Annotated in this window: 21 protein-coding genes and 1 other annotated feature; of the genes, 3 read left to right on the top strand and 18 right to left on the bottom strand. The window is 45.9% G+C overall.

The genetic code is table 11. The annotated features are described in order from the left end of the window. Positions 1–3: 3 nt before the first annotated feature. The 3 genes from holA to MHI06_RS20895 all read right to left on the bottom strand — a co-directional run bounded on the left by holA (position 4) and on the right by MHI06_RS20895 (position 3,108). Positions 4–1,020: a DNA polymerase III subunit delta gene (holA, locus tag MHI06_RS20885; protein WP_169481190.1), complete on the bottom strand. Its 1,017-nt coding sequence runs from the start codon at positions 1,018–1,020 to the stop codon at positions 4–6. Between the two features lie 256 nt (positions 1,021–1,276). Next, positions 1,277–2,563 carry a zf-HC2 domain-containing protein gene (locus MHI06_RS20890; RefSeq protein WP_340398958.1) on the bottom strand — a complete coding sequence of 429 codons (1,287 nt, stop codon included), beginning with the start codon at positions 2,561–2,563 and terminating at the stop codon, positions 1,277–1,279. After that, positions 2,560–3,108, bottom strand: coding sequence for a sigma-70 family RNA polymerase sigma factor (locus tag MHI06_RS20895; RefSeq protein WP_017687205.1), 549 nt, complete (start codon positions 3,106–3,108; stop codon positions 2,560–2,562). The genes MHI06_RS20890 and MHI06_RS20895 overlap by 4 nt, the downstream gene beginning before the upstream one ends. 350 nt (positions 3,109–3,458) lie before the next feature. Between MHI06_RS20895 and MHI06_RS20900 the strand changes: the two genes are divergently transcribed. After that, the gene (locus MHI06_RS20900) at positions 3,459–3,761 is read left to right on the top strand and encodes a hypothetical protein (RefSeq protein ID WP_062835531.1); all 303 of its coding nucleotides are present in this window, start codon (positions 3,459–3,461) and stop codon (positions 3,759–3,761) included. A gap of 136 nt (positions 3,762–3,897) precedes the next feature. On the opposite strand, the gene MHI06_RS20905 is transcribed toward MHI06_RS20900, so the two are convergent. Then, positions 3,898–5,466 (bottom strand): copper amine oxidase N-terminal domain-containing protein, encoded by a 1,569-nt coding sequence (locus tag MHI06_RS20905; protein WP_340398959.1) that lies wholly within the window; start codon positions 5,464–5,466, stop codon positions 3,898–3,900. A gap of 1,176 nt (positions 5,467–6,642) precedes the next feature. On the opposite strand from MHI06_RS20905, the gene MHI06_RS20910 reads away from it, so the two are divergent. Beyond that, positions 6,643–7,095, top strand: coding sequence for a hypothetical protein (locus MHI06_RS20910; protein ID WP_340398960.1), 453 nt, complete (start codon positions 6,643–6,645; stop codon positions 7,093–7,095). A gap of 15 nt (positions 7,096–7,110) precedes the next feature. Here the strand turns inward: MHI06_RS20910 and MHI06_RS20915 are convergent, their stop codons facing one another. The 3 genes from MHI06_RS20915 to MHI06_RS20925 all read right to left on the bottom strand — a co-directional run bounded on the left by MHI06_RS20915 (position 7,111) and on the right by MHI06_RS20925 (position 11,280). Next, positions 7,111–9,981, bottom strand: coding sequence for a ComEC/Rec2 family competence protein (locus MHI06_RS20915; protein ID WP_340398961.1), 2,871 nt, complete (start codon positions 9,979–9,981; stop codon positions 7,111–7,113). 102 nt (positions 9,982–10,083) lie between these two features. Then, the gene (locus MHI06_RS20920) at positions 10,084–10,605 is read right to left on the bottom strand and encodes a deaminase (RefSeq protein WP_169481197.1); all 522 of its coding nucleotides are present in this window, start codon (positions 10,603–10,605) and stop codon (positions 10,084–10,086) included. Positions 10,606–10,644: 39 nt separating this feature from the next. Continuing rightward, a complete protein-coding gene (locus MHI06_RS20925; protein WP_340398962.1) occupies positions 10,645–11,280 on the bottom strand; it encodes a helix-hairpin-helix domain-containing protein in 636 nt (211 codons plus the stop codon). 185 nt (positions 11,281–11,465) lie between these two features. On the opposite strand from MHI06_RS20925, the gene comER reads away from it, so the two are divergent. Beyond that, positions 11,466–12,311, top strand: a complete 846-nt coding sequence (gene comER / locus MHI06_RS20930; protein WP_036615122.1) for a late competence protein ComER — start codon at positions 11,466–11,468, stop codon at positions 12,309–12,311. On the opposite strand, the gene leuS is transcribed toward comER, so the two are convergent. The 11 genes from leuS to MHI06_RS20985 form a co-directional block, all read right to left on the bottom strand. After that, positions 12,292–14,736 (bottom strand): leucine--tRNA ligase, encoded by a 2,445-nt coding sequence (leuS, locus tag MHI06_RS20935; protein WP_340398963.1) that lies wholly within the window; start codon positions 14,734–14,736, stop codon positions 12,292–12,294. The two genes, comER and leuS, sit on opposite strands and share 20 nt — an antisense overlap. 78 nt (positions 14,737–14,814) lie before the next feature. Continuing rightward, positions 14,815–15,084, bottom strand: a binding site (T-box leader). Positions 15,085–15,196: 112 nt separating this feature from the next. Further along, positions 15,197–16,153 (bottom strand): aminoglycoside phosphotransferase family protein, encoded by a 957-nt coding sequence (locus MHI06_RS20940; protein WP_340398964.1) that lies wholly within the window; start codon positions 16,151–16,153, stop codon positions 15,197–15,199. Between the two features lie 222 nt (positions 16,154–16,375). Further along, positions 16,376–17,146 carry a class I SAM-dependent methyltransferase gene (locus tag MHI06_RS20945; protein WP_169481201.1) on the bottom strand — a complete coding sequence of 257 codons (771 nt, stop codon included), beginning with the start codon at positions 17,144–17,146 and terminating at the stop codon, positions 16,376–16,378. A 317-nt stretch (positions 17,147–17,463) separates the two neighbouring features. Next, positions 17,464–18,369, bottom strand: a complete 906-nt coding sequence (locus MHI06_RS20950) for a S1-like domain-containing RNA-binding protein (RefSeq protein WP_036668546.1) — start codon at positions 18,367–18,369, stop codon at positions 17,464–17,466. Next, positions 18,366–18,713, bottom strand: coding sequence for a ribosome silencing factor (rsfS, locus tag MHI06_RS20955; RefSeq protein WP_036615136.1), 348 nt, complete (start codon positions 18,711–18,713; stop codon positions 18,366–18,368). Before rsfS ends, MHI06_RS20950 begins: the two co-directional genes overlap by 4 nt. 76 nt (positions 18,714–18,789) lie before the next feature. Beyond that, the gene (gene yqeK / locus MHI06_RS20960) at positions 18,790–19,356 is read right to left on the bottom strand and encodes a bis(5'-nucleosyl)-tetraphosphatase (symmetrical) YqeK (RefSeq protein WP_169481202.1); all 567 of its coding nucleotides are present in this window, start codon (positions 19,354–19,356) and stop codon (positions 18,790–18,792) included. Then, positions 19,340–19,930, bottom strand: a complete 591-nt coding sequence (locus MHI06_RS20965) for a nicotinate-nucleotide adenylyltransferase (protein ID WP_074095918.1) — start codon at positions 19,928–19,930, stop codon at positions 19,340–19,342. Before MHI06_RS20965 ends, yqeK begins: the two co-directional genes overlap by 17 nt. Positions 19,931–19,945: 15 nt before the next feature. Continuing rightward, entirely contained in the window at positions 19,946–20,239 is a 294-nt protein-coding gene (gene yhbY, locus MHI06_RS20970) for a ribosome assembly RNA-binding protein YhbY (protein WP_017687186.1), read from the bottom strand. Positions 20,240–20,321: 82 nt separating this feature from the next. Then, on the bottom strand, positions 20,322–21,191 hold the full coding sequence (gene aroE, locus MHI06_RS20975) for a shikimate dehydrogenase (RefSeq protein WP_340398965.1): 870 nt from the start codon (positions 21,189–21,191) through the stop codon (positions 20,322–20,324). Between the two features lie 42 nt (positions 21,192–21,233). After that, complete coding sequence (gene yqeH, locus MHI06_RS20980; RefSeq protein WP_169481204.1) at positions 21,234–22,361, bottom strand: ribosome biogenesis GTPase YqeH; 1,128 nt, start codon at positions 22,359–22,361, stop codon at positions 21,234–21,236. Next, positions 22,358–22,885, bottom strand: coding sequence for a YqeG family HAD IIIA-type phosphatase (locus tag MHI06_RS20985; protein ID WP_062835565.1), 528 nt, complete (start codon positions 22,883–22,885; stop codon positions 22,358–22,360). The genes yqeH and MHI06_RS20985 overlap by 4 nt, the downstream gene beginning before the upstream one ends. Positions 22,886–22,947: the final 62 nt, after the last annotated feature.

The raw sequence follows: 22,947 nt of genomic DNA on the forward strand, positions 1-22,947 counted from the left end.
CATTCACGCACCAAGTCTTAATAAGAACAGCTCCAGACCAAGCACTTTATCCACCGCTCCTGTTTTCATCTGGTAATCCAGTTCACTGAGGTGACTCAATATCGTTCTCAGACGTTCCGCCTGAAATTTACGGGCTTGTTCCCCCGCAATCTTAACGGCATATGGATGCAGACCAAGCTGACTGGCGATCTGCTGCTGGGAGTAACTTTGTTGGCCCAACTCTTTCACCTGGATCATGATCCGAAACTGACGTGCAATTAAAGCCGCAATTTTAATTGGTTCTTCGCGCTGCTTCAGCAACTCATAGAAAAGAGCCAACGCTTTTTCCAGTCGCAAATTGGCGAGTTCTTCCACCAGTGAAAATACATTCTGCTCTGTACTGCGGGCAACCAGCGACTCGATATCAGCACGCTTGATTGTTCCCCCATTACCCGCAAACAAACATAACTTGTCTACTTCAGCAGATAACGTCTGCAGACCTGTTCCCGCGTAACTGATCAATGTGTCCGCCGCTCCTGTCTCAAAAGAGACATCCCGCTGCTTCGCCAGTTTCACAATCCAATTCAACAGTTCATCTCCACTCAGTGGAGCAAAAGCAAGAACTACCGCCTGTTTCTTGACAGCCTTCACCAGTTTCTTCCGCTCATCCAGCTTATCCCCTTGGGCCAGGAAAACAATTGTACTGTAATCTGCCGGATTTTCCATATATGTAAGCAGACGATCAACCTGGTGTTCAATCTTGGATTCTTTACCTGCGGTAAATAGACTTGCATCCCTTACAATAATCAATTTGCGGGGTACCAGAAATGGTACGGTCTCTGCTTCTTCAATAACGACCTCCACAGCCGTTTCAGACAAATCATATGGAATAATCGCAAAATCACGATGTTCTTCTTCAATCACCTGTTCTTTTAACATATCCGTAAATTGCTGTATCTGATACTTTTCCGTTCCATACAGCACATAGATCGGAGCCGGTTCTCCACTACGTATTGCCTTTGTTGCACTTTTTACATCCATTCACGGTGCCTCCTTATCCCTCTTATCCTACCAGAAAAAGCGCAAGACAACAAAGGGACCTTACATCCAGTTGTGGATGAAGGTCCCCTGTCCTACATCTATATAAACGCAGACACCAGCAGTTCTAGAAAAAGCTGGTGCGCGGTCATACGACGTCAGTTGTTTGAACTGAGATAGGACGTTTTGTTACTTCCAATATATGCTTGTCATACTGAAAATGTTCTTTCGTTTAGAGGCGTTGAATCCCCAATTCCACTTATTTCGCAGAAGCTCCACCTGAAACAGAAGGTACGTTAAACGAGTTCTTCGCCGTTGTTCCGTCCTTGTCCGTTTCGTAGTTAAATAGGGTACCATCTTTCGACCAACTTGCTGACTTCAGCGTTCCCTCTATATTGCGCTGCTCAACCAGATTCAGAACATCCGGTTCATTGGCAGGTTTGGAGTATATGCTGATTTGATCACCAAGAAGCATAACTACATAGGAGCCGTCAGGTGATTTCCATTCTTTTGGCGCTGCCGTTGTAGCCATTCCTTGATCTGGTCCTGCAAATCCTTTGTTTCCTCCAGAGGTGTCCGCACCTGTACCTGAATCAGGAACAGCATCGCCTTCTACCGGTGCATCTTCATTTGTATTCGGTGTGATGGTCTGAGAAGTGAAGGATTTCTCATCTGCGTTGCCCGGTTCATTTGCTCCATCCTCTTCTCCATCTGCAGAAGATGTAGGAGCAGTTCCTGATTCTTGATTTCTCTGCTCAGCGTCTTGGTTCTGAACCTCACTCTTCTGACTATCGGTCGAAGGAGAACTGGACGAATGATCCTGAGTTCCTTTATTCGGAGCAGGCGTTGATTCAGTAGCCGGTTGTTGAGGTGTCGGATCTGTCTGAACTTCAGGCTCCTGCACCTGATCTCCACCATCCTCTTCAGGCATGGTTTCTGATCCCGGGTTATCCCCTTCCGTTGAGGAAGCATTAGATTCACTCACAAATACATCGTTGCTGCTTGGTTGGGATGAAGTTGAAGGATCATAATTCTCAATATTCTTACTCAAGGCATTCTGATCCACATTGCCGCTCTCTTGAGTAGCTCCAGAGCTCAGCATCATGGAATCGGCATTCTCAATCTGTTCAGGCTCATATCCCCAGATGGCAAATCCCAATACAACTGCAGCAGCCGCTGCCCCCATGGACATTCGTCCTGCCATCGAGTTAAGCCATTTTTGTTTTTGCTTCGTTTTCCGCTCACTTGAACGTTGTAAATTCTCAAATGCAGCGGGGACAGGATTCATTTCCTGTATGGTGCTACTTTGCTCCCTACGCGCTTCGTCTATAGCATCAAGCTGTGGCATAATCGCATCAACCAGACTAAACTTCGGGCTTACTTGCGGTAATTCTTCCAGTTCTCTGGAAAGAGCTCTGAGTAAACTAAAATTCTCGGCGCACTCCGGACACTTGGCCACATGCTGTAGCATCTGCGCGGTTTCCGCTTCGCCCAGATCATGATCCAGATAGCGGTGCATCCATTCCACCACCTCTTCGCATTTCATCCTGTCACACCACCTTTCTGATATTCCTGTAGTAGATTCTGTAATTGCTGTCTGGCTCTAAATAAATAAGATTTCACCGTATTCAACGGAAGATCGAGACAATCCGCAATTTCATTGTAGGATAAGTCCTGCAAATATCTTAGAACAATAACGGTACGATGATGCTCGGGAAGCTTGTTGATCGCATCCTGAATGTCTTGGGCCACGTATGTAGACATGACCTCGTACTCCACATCCTGATTATCCTGAAAAACCATATCATGTTCGTCAATGGAGACGGACGGCTTGGTTCTTCTGAATTTATCAATACAGATGTTCGTGACGATGCGTTGTACCCATGTTTTGAATTGGGCCTTTTCTTCGTATGAATTGATTTTGGTGTAAATTCGGATCAACGCTTCCTGAGCAGCATCCAAAGCGTCCTGTTCATTATTTAGAATGTAATATGCGGTCCGATAGACGTGTTGTTCAATCTCCCGCAATAGGGTAATTAGAGCGTCGCGATCGCCCGATTGAGCGGCTCTGATGAGTTCCGGCTCTACCACAAAGGATCCCCCTCTCCCTGCAACCTTACAGACGTGATCATCAATAAAATTGTTGCAAAGTTAAGTATTTTTTTAATTTGCCATAACAAAATAACGGCGTATGTATTAGGGCCGCTGAAATCTTCTCTTAGAATAACAGAAATCGCATAACGAGTCACCAAACGAGTCTAAAAGGATTCCATTACTTACACGACTCAATTCAAATGCAATGGCATACATTATAGCTAACCACTTTTTTGGTCCTTAAAATAAAAAAAGTCGAAATTTGTCCAAATTTAAGCTATTTTTAATGCAATTTTCATGAAAATAGTGTATTGTAAATTTACATTCATAAACACGAGGTGATGAGCATGCCAGCTCTTGCGAAAATTCAAGCTTTAAAAGAACAAATGCCCAAAGAATACCAAAGTATTTCCCATTTTGTGGAACATGCATTGGAGTCCATTGATACTCTGGTCGAGGAACATCGGAAGTACGTAGCTGCACAGGCATTATACGGCGATAAAATCGTTGGATCGGAAGAACGCTTGTACAGAGAAACCGTACTTGATGTTAGAGCACAGTTGTTGATGACTCTCGAGAAAACGGTAGAAGATCTGTTGCACAAAGGCGACAAACACTGGAACAAACACTTTAAGGACGGCGTGGAGTAGTACTTATATTTCTTCCACAGTTTGAAAAAATGGCCCGTTTTCCGATATTCTCCCTCGTGGAGTGTAACGGAAAGCGGGCTTTTTTTGTGCTGTGCTGTAATTTGCAATCAGTTGAAGTGATTAATTAGTATATTCATCAGTAAATCGCCATCAGTTTGCCATTGAGAAACCCTAAAGCTCTTATGCCTGCGGAGCTGGCATACACCCAAACCTCGATTTTGCCTTTTGAACTCGTTTCATACGTAATGCTCGATGGATCTCCCCATGCAAGGTGCACCTGAGTTATGTTCATTCCTAAAGCTACTTCTCCAGCAATGATTTTATTCCAAGTGGACTTGGACCAATTGTATTTCTTATACGGATCAGAAGAGAAGAATTGGTTGGAATCGGCAAGCATCTCCGTCACACTGGAAGGTGCACCTCCTGCGTAAGCAGAAACGGTTTTTCCTTTTGCATTACGGAAGATAATAGAGTAACTTCGATCACCGTATTTAATCTTCTCAATTTTGATATCTAATATGGTCACTTTACTGAAACGTTGCCCTAAACTCGTATCACTGTTGATCCAGTAGGACTTGCCAATGAAGCGAGCAAGATTCCCCAGCTCTTTTTTCTTGATCAGTGCAAGTGTATCCTTCGATTCCACCAGAATAGAAGAATTTCCAACCAGTACCTTGGCCTGCTTTAGCTCAGCATCCCATCGAACCTGAATACCCGCAGCCTGTCTTAACAAGTCCGCAGGAAATACAGTTTGTCCTCCAATGGTTTGTACTTTCCCTTTCAACTTCAACTCTTTGTTGTTTAATCGCGCAACAGCACTCCCTTTTTTCAAAGTAATACTGTCATCTCCAAATTGAATTTCAAAAGATGAGCCTTTGACATCAATTTTGGCTCCCAAAGTTTTGAACACAGACTGTACTGGCAAGTATACATTTCCATCCAACAAAGTGGCGCCTGTTAACTTTTGCTGTGAATCCACGTTCAGTTGAAGACTTGAAGCCAAATCTCCTATCTTCAGTGCCACTTTGGTTGTTCCCATGCCCGTAACCTTCAGTTTGCCTCCTGCCTGAATCTGTGCAACTTGCGGTTGCTCCACTATAAGTTCTTCAGGCAATGGCGCACGTTTGTTCTTGAAACCATTACTATAATTCTCCTGAACGGTAAGGGTAATCGTATCCCCAATATTAGCTTCCTTGGAAGATGCCGTAAGTGTCACTTGATTTAAGGCGGGAGCTGATAGAGGAGTTAACTTTCCATTATCATATGTAGCCCATGATCCATCTTGTAACTGTGCATATAGCTCATCCAGATTAGGCGCATACACCATCCGCGATACGTTACTTAAACCCGGCAGTTGCTCGCCCTTATATTTGGCAGTTCGATCGTAGCTCCAGACGGTTCCATCCTGTTTCACCGTGAGCAGCTTATGCGTCCCACCCCACCAAATCAAAGATTGCACATTATTCGCAACCGTGATGTAGTCATCCTCATACAGCATACTTACAATCACTACCGAGCCATCATTTTTCAGCACTGCTGCGTAAACACCATTCGTTGCAATCGCTATACCATCAGGTACATTTCCTGCTCTACGTATTTTGTTGTATTTGTCATAATATATATCTCCTGATGAAGATAATGCGCTATAAGAAGAATCGCTTCCAGTACTACTCCAATAAGAATCCGCATCGATAATCGATTCCAAAACCTTAGCCTGATCATCAAAATTATAAAGGTTCCCATCCTGAAGCTGAATCCATCCATGGCCATATACCTTAATCACACCATTGAATTGTTTCGTTACTGGTATATGTGCATTGTTCTTATCCCACCGAATGACTTGGCCATCGGCAGTCCAACCATAGATGGAATGGTCGTCTGATTTTGAAATACCGATCAGTTTTCGATTTTGTGTCCATACTCCACTTACGGTCCCTTTAGACCAAAGTGTACCATCATCGAGTAAATAATCATTCCGGTCAAGAACTGAAATGATGGAGCTACCCGATCCAGATGATGCCTAAGCGGAGGACTGTCCTGCGATCAAACCGATAACTAAAAGTCCAATGCATAGAGCTATCGCCTTTCTAATCCATTTCACTCTAAACTTCTGAGTTGCATTACTGTTACTTTTACTTTGTGCCATTTCTACAAGTTCCATTTTCTTGATCCCCTCATTATTATGTATAGTGCTACGATCACTAGGTATTTCTAGCCCTTCTTCAAGGTGGGCCTAACTAACACTCAGTAAAAATAACCATAATCCTGCAACAAAAATCACATAACATTAATCAAATCCGTAACTAAAAACATATTTTTACATATATATAATAAACCAAAAACAAATGATTGCATTTAATAATCTAAAATAGAAAACATATTACAAACGAAATAGAACGTGCAACCTTAACAAAACTATAAATGGATATGCGGGAGACTAAATGAATCTAAAAATATTTTTCAAATACTTCCTGGGATTCTTTCTACTCAGTAGTGCTTTATTCATTGCATTTAATATGATAATAGGTCATAAAAGTTGGGATCAAATTGATCACATACTCAATTTATTCAGCGCAACTATAATTAGCTTGCCGATTAGTATCTCAAAAGCAAGAGAGTAATTCCTTCCTAGTCACCTTCCCTAAGAGACAGCCGAAGTATCCTGACAGCGCATAACGATTGGAATATGTTATTATCATGCAATTCAAGAAGAAGTCGTTCGCAGCGGAACGACTTTTTTTCTGTTATCGGTCAAACAAGTACTTACCCGATCAATGTCCCTCACTAATTATTTCTCAGTCTGTGTATGCTAAAATATAGTAGTTACCTTAGCCTATCTGTTGTTAAATATAATTATTCAAGATGGAGGTTAATGCTCATAATGACAAAAAACCATAGAATCATTAGGCCACGTGGAAAAATACTTGCAGCTGTATTAACTGCAGTGTTCATTTCACTTGCAATGGGGATATATCACTATGTCCCTATAGATGAAAGATTAGAAAATACTTACTATTATTCATTCGGGTATAAATTTGCGGTTGGATTATTGATTAACCTTGCTATTTTACTTTTCTTACTTACGCCCCTTTCTATATTGGTGGATGGATTACTTTTATACAGAAAAAAAGATAATACGTATATGAGATTGCTCGTTGCTATTGCCGCATATGGTCTATTAGGCTTCATAGGTGGGATCATCTACTCGATATTTACACGTAACTTCAATACTTTTTCTGCTCAAACTATCCACATTGTTGTATGTTCTCTTGTCTTTTTAACCTTCCAGTTGGTATTAAATCGGAGTTTTCTTCACTCATCTTCACACCGATAAATAGATTGCCTGCCGTCACTCAACTCCAACCAACTTGTACCGAATATCAATCTTTCCATCTTTCACTCTCATCTGAACCTCACCCATCTGATCCGTCCGATAGATCTCTGACCCGGTAGCTTCCAAACGTTCCATCACTCCCGGATTGGGATGCCCATATGTGTTATTAACACCGGCAGATATCACGGCGGTTTTGGCATTCCAGTATTGGAGCCAAGCTTCGGTGGACGACGTTTTACTACCATGATGAGCGACCTTTAACACGTCAATGGAGATAGATGATGCTGAAGAATCATTTGAATTGTCCCACAACAGGCCTGTAAGTACCCTTTGCACAACTCCCTCTGTAACTCCAATATCTACACCTTTCTGTTCAAACTGGGCCGCCAATGAGCCATCCTGAATCATATAGAGCAGGTCCTGCTCGGCCGCAGCATCCATATCGCCAGTAAACAACATGGAAGTGCCAGCCATGTCTAGCAAAAAGACAACTGAATCATGATTCTGGTGTTCAGACACAGGCAAACTGCCTGAAGCTTCTACTTCCATATGCGCCAGATCTGGAGCTATAAAATGTAGACTCGTCTCCTTATCAGCCTTATAGGACATTCCCTGCTGAATGGCGTATAGAGGAATTTTCCGTTCCATGGCTGTGTCCAGTAATTTATCAAATTTTTCTTTACCACTGGTTGTGCCATTAAACATGAAACGTTTAACCGGAATCTGTTCCAGCACAGCCTGTAGTCCTCCGGCATGATCCTGATCGGCATGCGTTACAATGACAGCGTCCAATTGATGGATGCCTCTCTTTTTCAATAGAGGAACCACGACCTTCGCTCCCACTTCATACGGATCACGCCTTGTTTTCCAGGATTGTTCGGTGTTTCCAAAGCTCACCGTGCCTCCGCCATCCACCAAAATATGTTTGCCTTCCGGCGTTGTAATCAACGTGCTATCCCCTTGTCCAATATCCAAAAACTGCACGATACCAGTTCCAGCAGGCTGGGGAGTCTGATATGCCCACCACAATCCAGCAACAAAGCTGAGCGCAAGCAGCCCGCACATCCATCGCTGAACTTTACTCATTCGTTCATGTGCATAATATCCTGCACCACGTGCAGTAAATGCACTTGTATATTCCGGCCAGACAATACTGGCTCCTAATGTCGTTAATGAAATTTCTTTTCCATCTACACGCTTCTTACCTTGATCCTGTGCCACCCTAGATATTGAAGAGCGAATGCCCATATTTCTGATTGCAACAGAAGGTTGTCGCCTCACAAGAGGAGCCGTATCCTCCTCAATAAACGTTGTTTCTCGTTGCTCACCATTGCCACGATGCAACAGGTAAAGTAAGGCATACAGCACGGCATAATATGCGGAAATCCACAACAAGGAAGGTGTTGCCCAGATCAACACAAAACCTGGCAGGCTGTTCATCCACTCTACACTTACAAATGTCAGTTGGTTCAGTTGAATCGCAATCCATGCGAGAGGTCTCGCCAAGGGAATCCATATGAATGACAATAGCATGGCGACCGTCCCAAGAGGTAATACAATGGCACTGATCAAAGAAACCAGCAGAAAGTTAGCTACAAATGAGAGTAAGGAAAACTGGTTGAAGTACAGAATGGTTACTGGAAAAGAAATCAGCTGAGCGGTCACCGTAACCGAGGCCGTTGCAGCCAGAGATTTAGGCCAGCTTCTGAACAGCCGGTTAATCAATGGCATATAGATCATCAAACCTGCGGTCACGAGAAAGGATAACTGGAAGCTGACGCTTAGCAAAAAGTACGGATCCCACCACATCATCAATAATGCTGCTGCACTGATCATCTGAAGGCCGTCTCTGGCGAGGCCACGACGTGCCATATACAACCCAATCATGGACATAATTCCTGCCCGAATCACTGAAGGTGAACCACCGGATAACAGTACATAAGCTGGCACCAGGATCAGAACAATCGTGAGTGCCGTTTCTCTGGTAAGCCTTAGCCAAGATAGAATAAGGAGCAGCGAAGCAACATATACAGCGACATGGGTTCCGGAGATTGCCAGAATATGCGTTAAACCTAGTTGTGAAAACTGACCATAGGTGCCTGGATCGATATCATTAGCCATCCCGATAATCAGACCCTTCATATATCCCGCATGAGGCTCAGGAAATAAATGCTCGACCGCCGAACCCAACGTATGCCTCGTCCAATCCGTCCATCGTAGTACGTTAAATTGTCCAAGCCCTTCGGGGGGAGCTGCTGTTACTGAACTGGCTCCCTTCACTTTGAACAACCAGTGGATATGTAGGGTTCGTAAATAACTGCGATAATCAAACCCACCGAAGTTCCTGGCTTCCCCAGGAAGGCTAAAAGAACCATTAAGCGTGATGGAATCGCCCCTCTTCCAGTCTGCTGCTACCTGTTGTTCTTCTTCCTCCACCAGTCTGACTTGTACCATTAATTGTTCATCTATTTTGAATGCAGATGATGTTGCCAGATCTGTATCTGCTGATGAATCCGATATGGGCAATATTGTAGACATCTGTATCTTAAAGTCTGCCCGATCTCCATCAATACGTACATCTGACACAAGCTCACCCTGAATTTTGGCTGCCAAGCCGTCCAACTCTCTAGTAGAGATATGAGTAGTCTCGGACAGACTGCTATGATTGCGTGCATCATTCCATTCCCAATGTGCAACACCTCCAATAAAGGCAGCGAGTAAAAATAAAATAGACCACCCACGTACATCTATGAAACGAAGTAGAAGCGGCAGACATGCCAGCGCTCCAATCATTCCCCAGATTAACGTCCAGCCTGTTAACGCACATGCTATCCCGCTCCCGCACAACCAACAAATCGTAAAACTTAGTAACGGTCTGCCTTTCATTTCTACCCCTCCTTCATTTCACCCGTTGAACGCAGAAAAACCCCCGGAAAGCCAATTCAGGCTTGCCGGAGGTTCTCCCTCACGTATTCGATCATATTTACATTAATTGCTCACAGTCATCATCGTTTCCCGCGGTGGCTGATAATTCTCCAGTCTGCGGAACGTTATGCCCTTCTGTTGCATCATGTTAGTAACCTTGCCGGTATCTTTAGGATAAGAACGATGAAAGACGATTTCTGTAATCCCACTATTCGCCAGCATATTGGCACATGTCCAGCACGGTTCATCGGTCACATACACGGATGAGCCTTCCCGGTCAATTCGATCTGTGAATAAAAGTAAATTTTGCTCCGCATGGATTGTGCGAATACAGCGTTGCTTTTTGACCATTTCTTCCTGACCATCAGTCACGACCAACTCATATTCTTCCGATATCATGCAACCTGCTTCAGAACAATCCGGGACGCCAGTGGGTGCACCATTATAGGCTGTTCCCAGCAGTTTCTTTCCCTGAACAAGAACGGAACCCACGTGACGACGCGAACAGCGGGAACGGGTCGAGACCATATATGCGATGTCCATAAAATACGTGTCCCAGTCCTTGCGTACCTCTACTGTACTCATGCTGCTTTCCTCCCGCTCAACACAATTTTTATTCTAATATTACCGGATCTGCACATACGGTGCCATCTTCTCAAGCATCTTCATGCCGATTCCTTTGACCTTCGTCAGATCACTGACTTTTGCAAAAGGACCGTGTGCATTCCGATAGTCCAAAATAGCCTGAGCTTTCTTCTCTCCGATTCCGGGAAGCTCTGTAAGCTTGGAGACAGGCGCTGTATTCACATCAATTTTCCCACTGTCACCAGATTCCTCACGAACTACAGGTGCATTACTGTTCGAAGCCGTCTCGGAGGTAACCGAAGGATTCGAGTTCGTACTTTGCGCAACTGGTTCAATCGAATTTGAGGTGTCTGGTGGATTATCATTCGTCTGATTTGGAGCTTGAACTCCCGAAACACCTTCAACCCCAACGCTCGAAAGCTCTTTAGACTCTCCTGCCTTTGCATCATTCCCAGTCTGCATTCCACTTGCATCCGATCCTGAAGATGCTCCTGTATTGCCCTGAACCGAATTAGCCGACAGTACAGCAGGGAGTTCCTGCTCTATCGTCGGCTTCTCGGTGCCGAGCTGCAAGGGTTCCCAGCCACTAGGTGGTTGTTCACTTTTGCCCGACCATAATATAAGTATACTTCCAACCACCGCAGCAGCGATGGTCATTCCTTTATTCCATCTCATTCTTCCACACCTCTCCCTGAATTCAAAATCATTCATTTCGAACACGGGCGGTGCTTCCGAACCGTTGAATTTTCCTGATGAAACAAGTTATGCATTTTTCATGTCATGTGAAACAGGTCCTCACGCATAGAATAGAGGGAATGAACTGCGCCAGTACCGTAAAGCATGAAAGGAGGCCTGAAACAATGAAGGTTGGATTTATCGGAACCGGCAGCATGGGCAGCCTGTTGATCTATGCCCTGATCCAATCGGGTGCACTCGAGCCCCGGCAGATCGCCGCCAGCAATCGAACCCCGTCCAAAGTACGTCAGTTATCCCTCCGTTACCCCGGTCTGCATGAATCCCAGAGCAATCGGGAAACGGTGATCCGAAGCAATATCATCTTCCTGTGCGTGAAGCCGCTTGAATTCAAACATGTCATTGACGACATCCTGCCTGTCGTGAATCCCAATCATATAATTGTCTCGATCACCAGTCCCGTGCAGCTGCGACATCTGGAATCTTCACTTCCTTGCAAAGTCTCCAAGGTAATTCCCAGCGTCACACACCAAGTCGGCAGTGGAGCGTCCCTCTGCATACATGGCGAACGAATGACCAGTGAAGACCGCGCTGTGTTGGAAAGTCTGCTCAGTCACATAGGCAGGCCGTACCAGGTGGATGAAGCCTGTACAAGAATCACATCCGACTTCTCTAGCTGCGGACCTGCATTCATATCGTTCTTTTTGGAACAGTGGATCGAAAGCGCCGTGAAGCTGACAGGCATCAAACGGGCAGATGCCTGTGCTCTGGCAGGAGAAATGCTCCTGGGAACAGGCAAGCTGCTCACCGAAGGAGGATACACGCCGCAAGAGCTTCAGGCTCGTGTCGCTGTACCTGGTGGTATTACCGCTCAGGCACTTGCACTACTGAAGGTTAGTCTCGACGGCGTTTTCGACAGCCTGATCCACACGACACATGACAAATATGATGAAGATTTGTTAAAACTGGATGAACTATTCCGAGCCGGCGAGATTAACCGGCAACAATATTAACGAGTTTGCCTGGAACGGCAATGACCTTGCGAATGGTCTTGCCTTCCAGCGCCTGCTTAACAGGTGCCAACTCCATTGTAAAGTCCTGCATACCCTGTGCATCCAGATCCTTCGCGATCGTAGCACGAGTTACAATTTTACCGTTTACTTGAACAACGATTTCTACTTCTGCATCCACCGTCATGGACTCATCATATTCAGGCCAAGCCACGTAAGAGATTCCGCCTTCATAACCCAGACGGCTCCACAGTTCCTCTGCCATATGTGGTGCCAGTGGTGACAACAGCTGTACAAAGTTCTCCATCGCTTCACAAGGCAGTGTATCGGCTTTGTATGCATCGTTGATGAAAATCATCAGCTGGCTGATGGATGTGTTGAAGCGCAGGTGTTCCAGATCTTCCGTAACTTTTTTGATCGTTTTGTGAGCAGTCCGCTTGAACTCGTCCGTTCCACCATCCACCGTAATCTTGTCATTGATGGCTCCTGTATCTTCGTTAATGAAGAGACGCCATACACGTGACAGGAAGCGGTACATGCCTTCAACCCCGTTCGCATTCCACGGTTTTGTCGCTTCCAATGGTCCCATGAACATCTCGTACAGACGCAATGTATCGGCACCGAATTCATTGACGATTTCATCCGGGTTAATGACATTACCACGGGATTTACTCATTTTCTCATTGTTCGTACCCAGGATCATACCTTGGTTCACCAGTTTGTGGAAAGGCTCTTTTGTATCCACAACACCCAGATCATACAGCACTTTATGCCAGAAACGAGCGTACAGCAAGTGAAGTACCGCGTGCTCCGCTCCGCCAATGTACAGATCAACTGGCAGCCACTGCTGCTGTTTCTCCTTGGAGATCAGTTCCTTGTCATTGTGCGGATCGATAAAGCGCAGGTAATACCAACAGCTACCCGCCCATTGTGGCATGGTGTTGGTCTCGCGACGTGCCTTCATTCCCGTTTCCGGATCTACCGTATTCACCCACTCCGTAACATTCGCCAGTGGTGATTCTCCAGTACCCGAAGGTTTGATCTGGTCGATATCAGGCAGCAGCAGTGGAAGTTGATCCTCCGGTACTGTCTTCATCGTTCCGTCTTCCAGATGAAGAATCGGGATTGGCTCACCCCAGTAACGCTGACGGCTGAACAGCCAATCGCGCAGACGATAGGTTACTTTCCCTTGTCCTTTTCCGTTCTCTTCCAACCAAGCAATCATCTTGGCAACCGCTTCTTCATTGTTCAGTCCATTCAGGAAATCGGAATTCACATGCGCGCCATCACCCGAATACGCCTCTCGTGTAACGTCTCCACCTTGAATAACCTCGATGATATCCAGACCGAACTGCTTCGCAAATTCCCAGTCACGTGCATCATGACCCGGAACAGCCATAACCGCACCTGTACCGTAACCTGCAAGAACGTAATCAGCAATCCAGATCGGCAGTTTCGCGCCATTAACGGGATTGATTGCATAAGCGCCAGTGAATACACCTGTTTTGTCTTTGGCCAAATCCGTACGTTCCAGATCACTCTTACGAGAAGCCTGCTCCTGATAAGCCTGAATAGCTTCACGTTGGTCATCAGTTGTAATTGCTTCTACCAATTCATGTTCCGGAGCAAGTACTGCAAAGCTCGCACCGAACAATGTGTCCGCACGGGTAGTGAACACTTTGATGACTTCCTCGCGACCTTCAATGGCAAATACAACTTCTGCCCCTGTCGATTTACCGATCCAGTTACGTTGCATGTCCTTGATGCTTTCAGACCAATCCAGCTCTTCCAGGTCTTCCAACAGACGCTCTGCATACTCGGTAATTCTCAGGACCCACTGGCGCATCGGTTTGCGTACAACCGGATGTCCGCCACGTTCACTCTTACCATCAATAACCTCTTCATTAGCCAGTACCGTTCCAAGTGCTTCGCACCAGTTAACTGCTACTTCATCAACATAAGCGAGGCCCTTATTGTACAGCTGGATAAAGATCCATTGTGTCCATTTATAATATTCAGGGTCCGTTGTACTGATCTCGCGATCCCAGTCATAGGAGAAACCGAGCGATTTGATCTGACGACGGAAATTATCAATATTGCGGAATGTAATATGACGTGGATGTTCACCTGTATCCAGTGCATGCTGCTCAGCAGGCAAACCGAATGCGTCCCAACCCATTGGGTGCAATACATTGTAACCGCGCATACGTTTGTATCGGGAAACGATATCTGTTGCTGTATATCCTTCCGGGTGGCCTACATGCAGACCTGAACCGGATGGATAAGGGAACATATCCAGTGCATAAAATTTGGGTTTAACCGGGTCCTCACCCGTTTTAAATGTTTTATTTGCATCCCAGTATTGCTGCCAACTTTTTTCCATGACTTGTGGCTGATAGCCGTGTTTCGGCTGGTTATTCTCACTCATCTATTGTTCCTCCTTCAGGTTATTCGCTTTAGCTTTAATTGCAACAAAAAAACCTCAGCATCCCGTAGCGTTTGCAGCGCTAGGGACGAGAGGTTGAATTCCCGTGGTACCACCCTAGTTAGCGGACGAACGTGCTTCGTCATCCACTCCCTTTGGACCTGTAACGGCGGTTAACCGATGCGGATTTCCATTCCTGAACCCAAGCTTTATACAAGCAGGTTAAACAGAATGGTGTAATCACCGCATTTCTCCAAGGCGAGTTCGCAAATCACTGTCAACCGGCTTGCACCAACCGCCGGCTCTCTGTTATGTACAGGAATCACTACTGATCCTTATCATCGAAATATGTATACAATATCGGGACCATTATATAAAAAAGCAAGCCCAAAGTCAATATTACACGTGATAATCACCCTTTTAAGCCACACGGTTCGTACCGTTCATTAACACTCGTTGTTGTTCAGGATAAACGAAAACGCTTGATGCCTTCCTCCAGATTATGAATGGTCCAATTCACATGTTCCTGATTATCATATTGACGGTAAGCGCACTCAATACGCAGCACCAGATCAAAGTACAAGTCATAGAGACTTCTTCTTTTCAGCTCACTTCCAGTCGTAATCGCATGCCTATACCCTTTCACAAAACCGGGAGTATAGTTAAAATGACTGAAATAATGCTCCATCAGAGGGTCTGCCCACAGTGAACGTTCAAAATCAATAATCGCTGTGATGCGCCCCGCGTGCACTAGTACATTGCCATCCCACAGATCCCAACTGACAAGCACAGGTTCTTTTACATCGTCCAGCACATCCGATTTTTCTTCAATCAAGCATCTCAATTCAGGGTAATCGATCAAAAATGTAATCCCCGCTTCTTCCCCATCGGTAAGAATGTCATCTATCAGATTCATAAATGCTTCTTTCCATGTGGAATAACGCTGTTTTTGCTCCGAGAAATATCCGAACTGCTCGCCCTTGATTTCATTAATTCGACGATTGTACCGACCCAGCTGGTGTTCAATGGCTTCCTGCTCTTTCGCAGAATACTGATCCTTGACCTGATTATAGGGTATTCCAGACATGTACTCCATGATAAAATAACGCGCTGGAGCAATGGTTAATGAATCATCATAAGCCAGCACTTTAGGTACGGGAACATCCTGTAGTTCCGTAATGAGGCGTAGTGCCTCAACCTCGGCAATCATGAGATCCTGCTCACAGCGCATCAGATTTGTTGAAGCCGACGGAGCAATTTTGAGTACCACCCGCTGTGCGTCACTCAATGTAATGAGATATGCATGATTGGCCCAGCCATCCACCATCTCCTTGTAGTCCTGTATACTTGCAGAGAAATGCTGCTCTATTATGGCATTCAACTGTTCTGACGAGAGTCTTGTTTTATATGTACTTTCCACGTCTACACCTCACCCTGACTATTGATTGATTCAATTAGAAAACGCTTTCTATCCGACTATTATCGCCTCCCTTACTTTAACTGGCAATACTTTTTGTCACGTCGTTATGTCTTTTCTTGCATTCCTTTACCCTATTTAAGAATATTGCTATTCATTCTCCATAAAAAATCAAACAAAAAAACTGCCCTTATGCACCATAAGGACAGTTCTCATTATTCACTCTTACTTCACAGCAACGTAGAACAAGCGCTGTGCGCTGTCTCCGGCCTCTTTCCATTCAAAATCCGCATATACCTTCACGTCTCTAAAGCCTGCCTTGGACAACTCCAGCTTCATCCAGTCCGGATCATACGCACGCTGGACATGAACTTCTTCAAAACGCTGGTACATATCCTTGCGACCATCATCCACACGTGAAAAGATACTGAGATGATGCTCAATCTCACAACGATCTTGATCCAATCCACAAGTCCAAATATAAGATACGGAGCGTTCATCCAGTACGAAAGGCTGCTCCTCATCATAACGAATAAGGGTATTGGGATGATGCACATCAAACAGGAACGTTCCACCAGGCTTCAGCATCTCATATGTGCGCTGGAATGTACGAACGACATCTTCTTGTTCAAGCAGATAATTGACGCAATCACAGAATGATATCACCGAATCCACAGGCTCCGGAACTCGCCAGTCCCGCATATCCTGCTGTACCCAACGTACACTACCTTCCCGATACAAGCGATGACCCTGAGGCGTAGCCTCCATCTTGCTACGTGCAACCGACAGCATATCTGATGAGAGGTCAATGCCTGTAACTTCGAATCCGGAGTTCACGAGCGGGATCGTAATCGAGCCCGTTCCACAGCCAAGTTCAGCGACACTTTTGGGCATTCCATGCTGTTCCCATGCTGTTCTTGCAAACCTTATCCAGTCCGGATAAGGCATATCTTCCATTAATTCATCATACACATAGGCAAATTTCCGGTAAGACATGTCAGGCACCGCACTTTCAATTTCATTTTCGAATTGATCTATATAAGTTGAACCAAAGAATATTTACACTGGACACTCCAATGACAGAACAACCTTCCGATCGCTGTTATCCCCAGATTTTTTTATTCCTTTTATAAAGGTTTAAACCCGGGGATAAAGGCGAACGCTCCGCTTCTTCAGGTTCTTTCTGTCCTCTCCGTTTCGTGTAAATGTTTAGTTCAATTTATATAACAAAAGAAAAAGCAGGGGCATCCGGTGTTTACCCAGCCTATCCCTGCTTATCCGAGTTCCATATTACAACTATTTAATCAGGAAGATTACTTGTTTTCACTTTGATCCGCAGGAGCAGATTCGGACAGATACGTCCAGCTTTCCTTTTGGACCACCAATCCGTCCTTCATCAATTTGCCCAAGGCACGTTTGAATGCAGACTTACTGATGCCAAAGCGCTGCTTGATGATATCCGGTGGAGTTGCATCTGAGTAAGGCATGCCGCCCATAGGACGCTCTTTCATAAAGGCGAGCAGCTTGTCTGCATCTTCGTTACGTCCAACTTGTTTGAGTTGAGTCATGGCCAGATTCACACGTCCGTCTTCACGTACCAGTGTCACCCGACATTTAACTTTCTCACCAAGACGCAGCATATGGCTACGTTCAGATGAATGAATCATACCAATCGCGCCAAAACCCAGTACACCGCCCTCTACAAGTACAAAAGTACCCATCTGCAGTGGCTTGTATACCGTCGCTTCAACCCACTCGTTTAACCATGAAGTTGGCGCATGAAAAGACAATGGTGAAAGCTCACGTTCCCCGGCCAATTTGGCACGCAGACGTCCCTGCTTGTCATGTTCCATGATTACAAAGACTTCATCCCCCACTTGAGGACGCAGTTCTTCCAGTTCAGGCAATTCACGAATAGGAAGCAGCAATTGCCGTCCAAGGCCCATTTCCAGGAAACAGCCCAGTCGTGGGTGAACATCAGCCACAACCAGTCGTGCCATTTCGCCAAGCATGAGATAAGGTTTTTTCATCGTTACGGCCAGACGATCTTCGGTATCAAAGAATACAAATACCTCAAGCGTCTCACCAATTTTAATATCCCGTGTTAACTCGGTGTAGTGAAGCAGTACATCTTCCGATCCTGTCGTCAAAAAGAAGCCAAACGGAGACACTTCACGTGAAACCGGCAAAGAGACGACTGTTCCAGCAATCAAACTCATACAGTTTCCACCACTTTGGCATCAGACCATAGTCGTTCAATGTTGTAGTATTCACGCTCGTCACGGTGGAAGATATGAACAACAACATCGCCCATGTCCATCAATACCCAACGTGCGGAATCCATACCTTCGATACCTTTGATCGTCGCTCCAGCTGCATGAGCCTGTTTGCGAATTTCAGTGGCAATGGCTTGTACCTGTGTATCGGAATTCCCGTGACAAATAACAAAATAATCCGCCACCAGAGAAACATTAATCAGATCCAACGCTACAATATTGGATGCCTTTTTGTCGTCAGCGGCAGCAACCGCCATATTCATAAGTTCTTTCGATGATACTGTCATGAACCAACCTCCATAATCTATATTTGTGTGTTCAAAAAGATCCTTCGTAATCAAAAGTGGACTTTTTGAACAACCTCTATAATTGTGCAATTAAGTCATTCCGCGACAGCATGGTCAAAGGATAAATGACACGTCGTTGCGAGATCAGCAAGCTGATCGTCGAATCGAATCCGGCAATTAAACCTTCCTCCAGACTACGTTCAGCCTGTTCGCGAATGTGATCCACTCCCGGGAAATCTCGTCCCGGTTCAATGTAATCGGCAAGACATACCACTTTGTCCAGCAAGCTCATGCCTACCCGACCCGAGGTATGCCACCGGATAGCATTAATAACTTCGGAATCCGTTACACCGTAATCACGCTTGGCTACAAAAGCACCGACTTCGGAATGCCAGAGCTGCTTGTCATGTTGCAGAAGTTCCTGGTTTAATCCGTTATCACGGATGACCGCTTCCATCTCCGCTACGGGCCAGTACTTCGCCACATCATGCAATATCGCTGCCAGATCTGCTTTCACAGGATCAGCACCGTATTTTTCAGCCAACATCACTGACGATTCCATTACACCCAGTGTATGCTTCCAGCGTTTTTCCGGCATTTGTCCGGATACGGCTTGAATCAGTTCATCACGGCTTAGTGCCATATAAACCGCTCCTTACAATGTATTGGTGCACTTCATCAGGAATCATGAAGCGTACCGAATGTCCTTTGGCTAGACGTCTGCGTACGGCTGTCGATGAAATATCCACCAAGGGCATCTCGGCTAATAGGACCCGATCCTGTAACTCGTCTGGTAGATCATCCAGATGTAACTGGAAGCCCGGCCGACCAACCCCAATAAAGGTTAGGCGTTCGGCAAGTTCTTCAATCTGCTCCCATTTGGGAAGATAGTTCACCATATCCGCCCCAATTATGAAATAGAATTCATGTTCAGGATGGCGACGCCACAGTTCCTTCATCGTATCGATTGTATAAGACACTCCGCCCAGTTCCATCTCGATGCCCAGCACCTCATATTGCTGCACACCCTTCACAGCCGCTTCCGTCATATCGAGACGTTGCTGTCCCGAAGCTCCGGCTCCGCGCTTGTGAGGTGGAACATGGGAAGGCATGAACCAGATCTCATCCAGTGCATGCGAATCCCTTGCCGCCTCTGCTGCCAGGAGGTGTCCCATGTGGATCGGATCAAACGTACCACCCATGATACCGATCTTCACCCGTGTCACGCTCCCTTATCTAGGTAGTTCGATTTGTTTGTTATCGCGAGATTCTTTGTACAGGATGATTGTGTTACCGATAAGTTGTACAAGCTCACTTCCCGTTTCACGGGCAACTTCTTCTGCCATCTCTTTTCTGTCCTCGTCATTGTTGTTCAACACTTGCACTTTCATCAATTCGCGCTTCTCAATCGCATCTTCGATGTGACGGAACAGGTGCTCGTTGGTTCCACCTTTACCAATCTGAAATACAGGGGTCAGGTGATGTGCCTGTGACCGCAAAAAGCGCTTTTGTTTACCGTTTAACATGAATACTCCATACTCCTTATGTTGAGCAGGCCCTGATTGACAGTTGAAAGTCTGTCCGGGCCTGACCGTTCAATTATTATTTTCACACTTCAAAACTATTTAGTACAGCTCGTCTCATCGTCTCCACTGGAGCCGGAATGCCGAGCCAATGCTCAAAGGCCACTGCGCCCTGGTATACAAACATACCCAGACCACCGTGCACCGTGCATCCGCGTAATCGCGATTCCCGAAGCAGACGGGTTTCCAGCGGATTGTAGATCAGATCACTCACCGCTGCTCCTTCACGGATCAGTGTGGGATCAACCGGTACGTCATCAACATGTGGATGCATTCCGGCAGCCGTTGTGTTAATAACGATATCAGCCGTAGCCAGTACCATCGCAGCGTCTTCCATGCCACTACCCGAGATCTCTCCCAAGCCGTGGCCCCGTAAATCCGAAGCAAGTGCAATAGCTCTGTCCGCTGTACGATTCAGAATGTGGATCTGCTCAGGCTTCTCCAGTGCAAGTGCGTATATAACGCCTCTCGCCGCTCCACCTGCTCCCAGGACAGCAATACGTTTGCCCGCAAGCTCCGGCACAGCCTCTTCCTTCAGTGATCGGACATAGCCAATACCATCGGTATTGTACCCTGTCAATGTTCCACCTTCATTGACGATGGTATTCACCGCACCAATCAGGCGAGCACTTTCATCGATCACATCCAGATACTGCATCACCTGCTCTTTGTGCGGGATGGTGACATTGACCCCACGATAGCCAAGTGCCACAATTCCGCGAACTGCCGCTTCCAGTTGATCCGGATGAACATGCAGTGGCATATACATTCCATTCACTCCAGCAGCCTGCAGAGCCGCATTGTGCATTGCCGGAGACTTGGAGTGAGCAATAGGATCACCCATAACACCAAGCAACACGGGAAGTGAAGAGTTGAATTTGTTCTGCTCAGACATAGGTCCGCCTCCGATCCATCTGATGTACAGCTTCTGAGATTACTAGATCAAGGATGGGCGGATCTGTACACGAATGCCTTTAGGCGCATGAACAGCAACCAGTGCTCCAACATCACCATTTACCTTAATCCAGCCCAGACCCGAGATGAATACATCCGATTGACTGCCGCGTTTGATGCGGAATTCATGTCTGGTCCATTCAGCCATTTCTGCTGCATCCTCACGGGTTGGTGGAGACAATAATTCTCCCAGGTGGTCGCGGTACAGGTCATCTGCACGCTCCAGCTTCGTCCGGTGAATATCAAGCGCAGTGCTGATAAAACAAGTGAACGACTGGCGATCACCTTCAACAAAGTCGAATCGAGCCATGCCGCCGAAGAACAGCGTCTGACCGGAATTCAACTGATAAACAGCGGGTTTAAGCGGTTTTTCCGGCATGATGGCAGCAAGATCCTTACGTGAGACAATCTCGCTGAAACGCCAAGGATACACGATTCCAGGCGTATCAATGATATATTTTCCATCATCCAGCGGAATATTTACCATATCCAGCGTCGTTCCCGGATAACGGGACGTGGTCAGTTCCTGCTCCAGATCGCTGTAATCACGGATCAGACGGTTAATCAGTGTAGATTTACCCACATTGGTACCGCCAACCACGTACACGTCACGATCTTCGCGATACGTTCCCACGAGCTCAAGCAGTCGGTCGAAGCCCTGATTTTGCTTCGCACTGCACAAGACTACATCCACTGTGCGCAAACCTTGTTCTTTGGCTTGCTTTTGTACCCAGTTGCGAACCTTATTCCAGTTAGTTACTTTCGGAAGCAAGTCCGTTTTGTTCACAGCAAGCAATACTGGATTGTTGCCTACAAAACGTTGCAGTCCAGAGATAATACTGCCATCAAAGTCAAACAAATCAACGATATGGATGACAAGTGCATCCTTATCCCCGATTTTGCTAAGCAGCGCCAGGAATTCGTCCTGATCCACCGTAACGGATGATGACTCATTGTAGTTTTTGATACGGAAACAGCGCTGGCATATAACCGGTTCACGATCCAGTGCCTTCTCGGGGATAAACCCTGGTAATTCCGAATTTTCTGTTTGCAGATGCACGCCGCATCCGCTGCACCTTACGGCAAGATTGCCGTTATGCGGTTCTGTCATTTCTTCTTTTCCTCCTCAAGCCATAAGCCTTTCCTGCGTAAACTCGTTAGAGCAATCCGTTCCACGCGCCGATTGAAGCGGGTCATAAATCCTTCGTCCCCAATGGAGATTGGCAGTACCAGAACGGTATATAACCCCATTCGGTTCCCTCCATAGACGTCCGTAAGCATCTGATCGCCTACTACAATCGTTTTTTCAGGAGATAACTCCATCATTTTCATTGCTCTACGAAACGGTACATTCGATGGTTTGCGTGCACTATGCACAAACTGGATATCCAGCGGGGTCGCAAACAGGGATACACGATTCAAATTGTTATTGGACACAATCATCAGCTTGAAACCGGCCTCTTTCACACGTGCAAACCATTCAATCAGTTCGGGCGTAGCGTCAGGGGCTTTGGCTCCAACGAGTGTGTTATCCAGATCAGTTATAATTCCACGGTAGCCTTGAGCGTACAGCTCTTCCAGATTAATGTCAAAAACCGTGTCTACACGCAGCTTGGGCATTAACATTTTAAACAAAGAAGTCACCTCAGTTTCATACGACACACTATATCACAAATCCGTCTTTCCTGAAAATGCAT

It is taken from the genome of Paenibacillus sp. FSL H8-0079, from assembly GCF_037991315.1.
In the GTDB taxonomy this organism is placed as follows: Bacteria; Bacillota; Bacilli; order Paenibacillales; family Paenibacillaceae; genus Paenibacillus.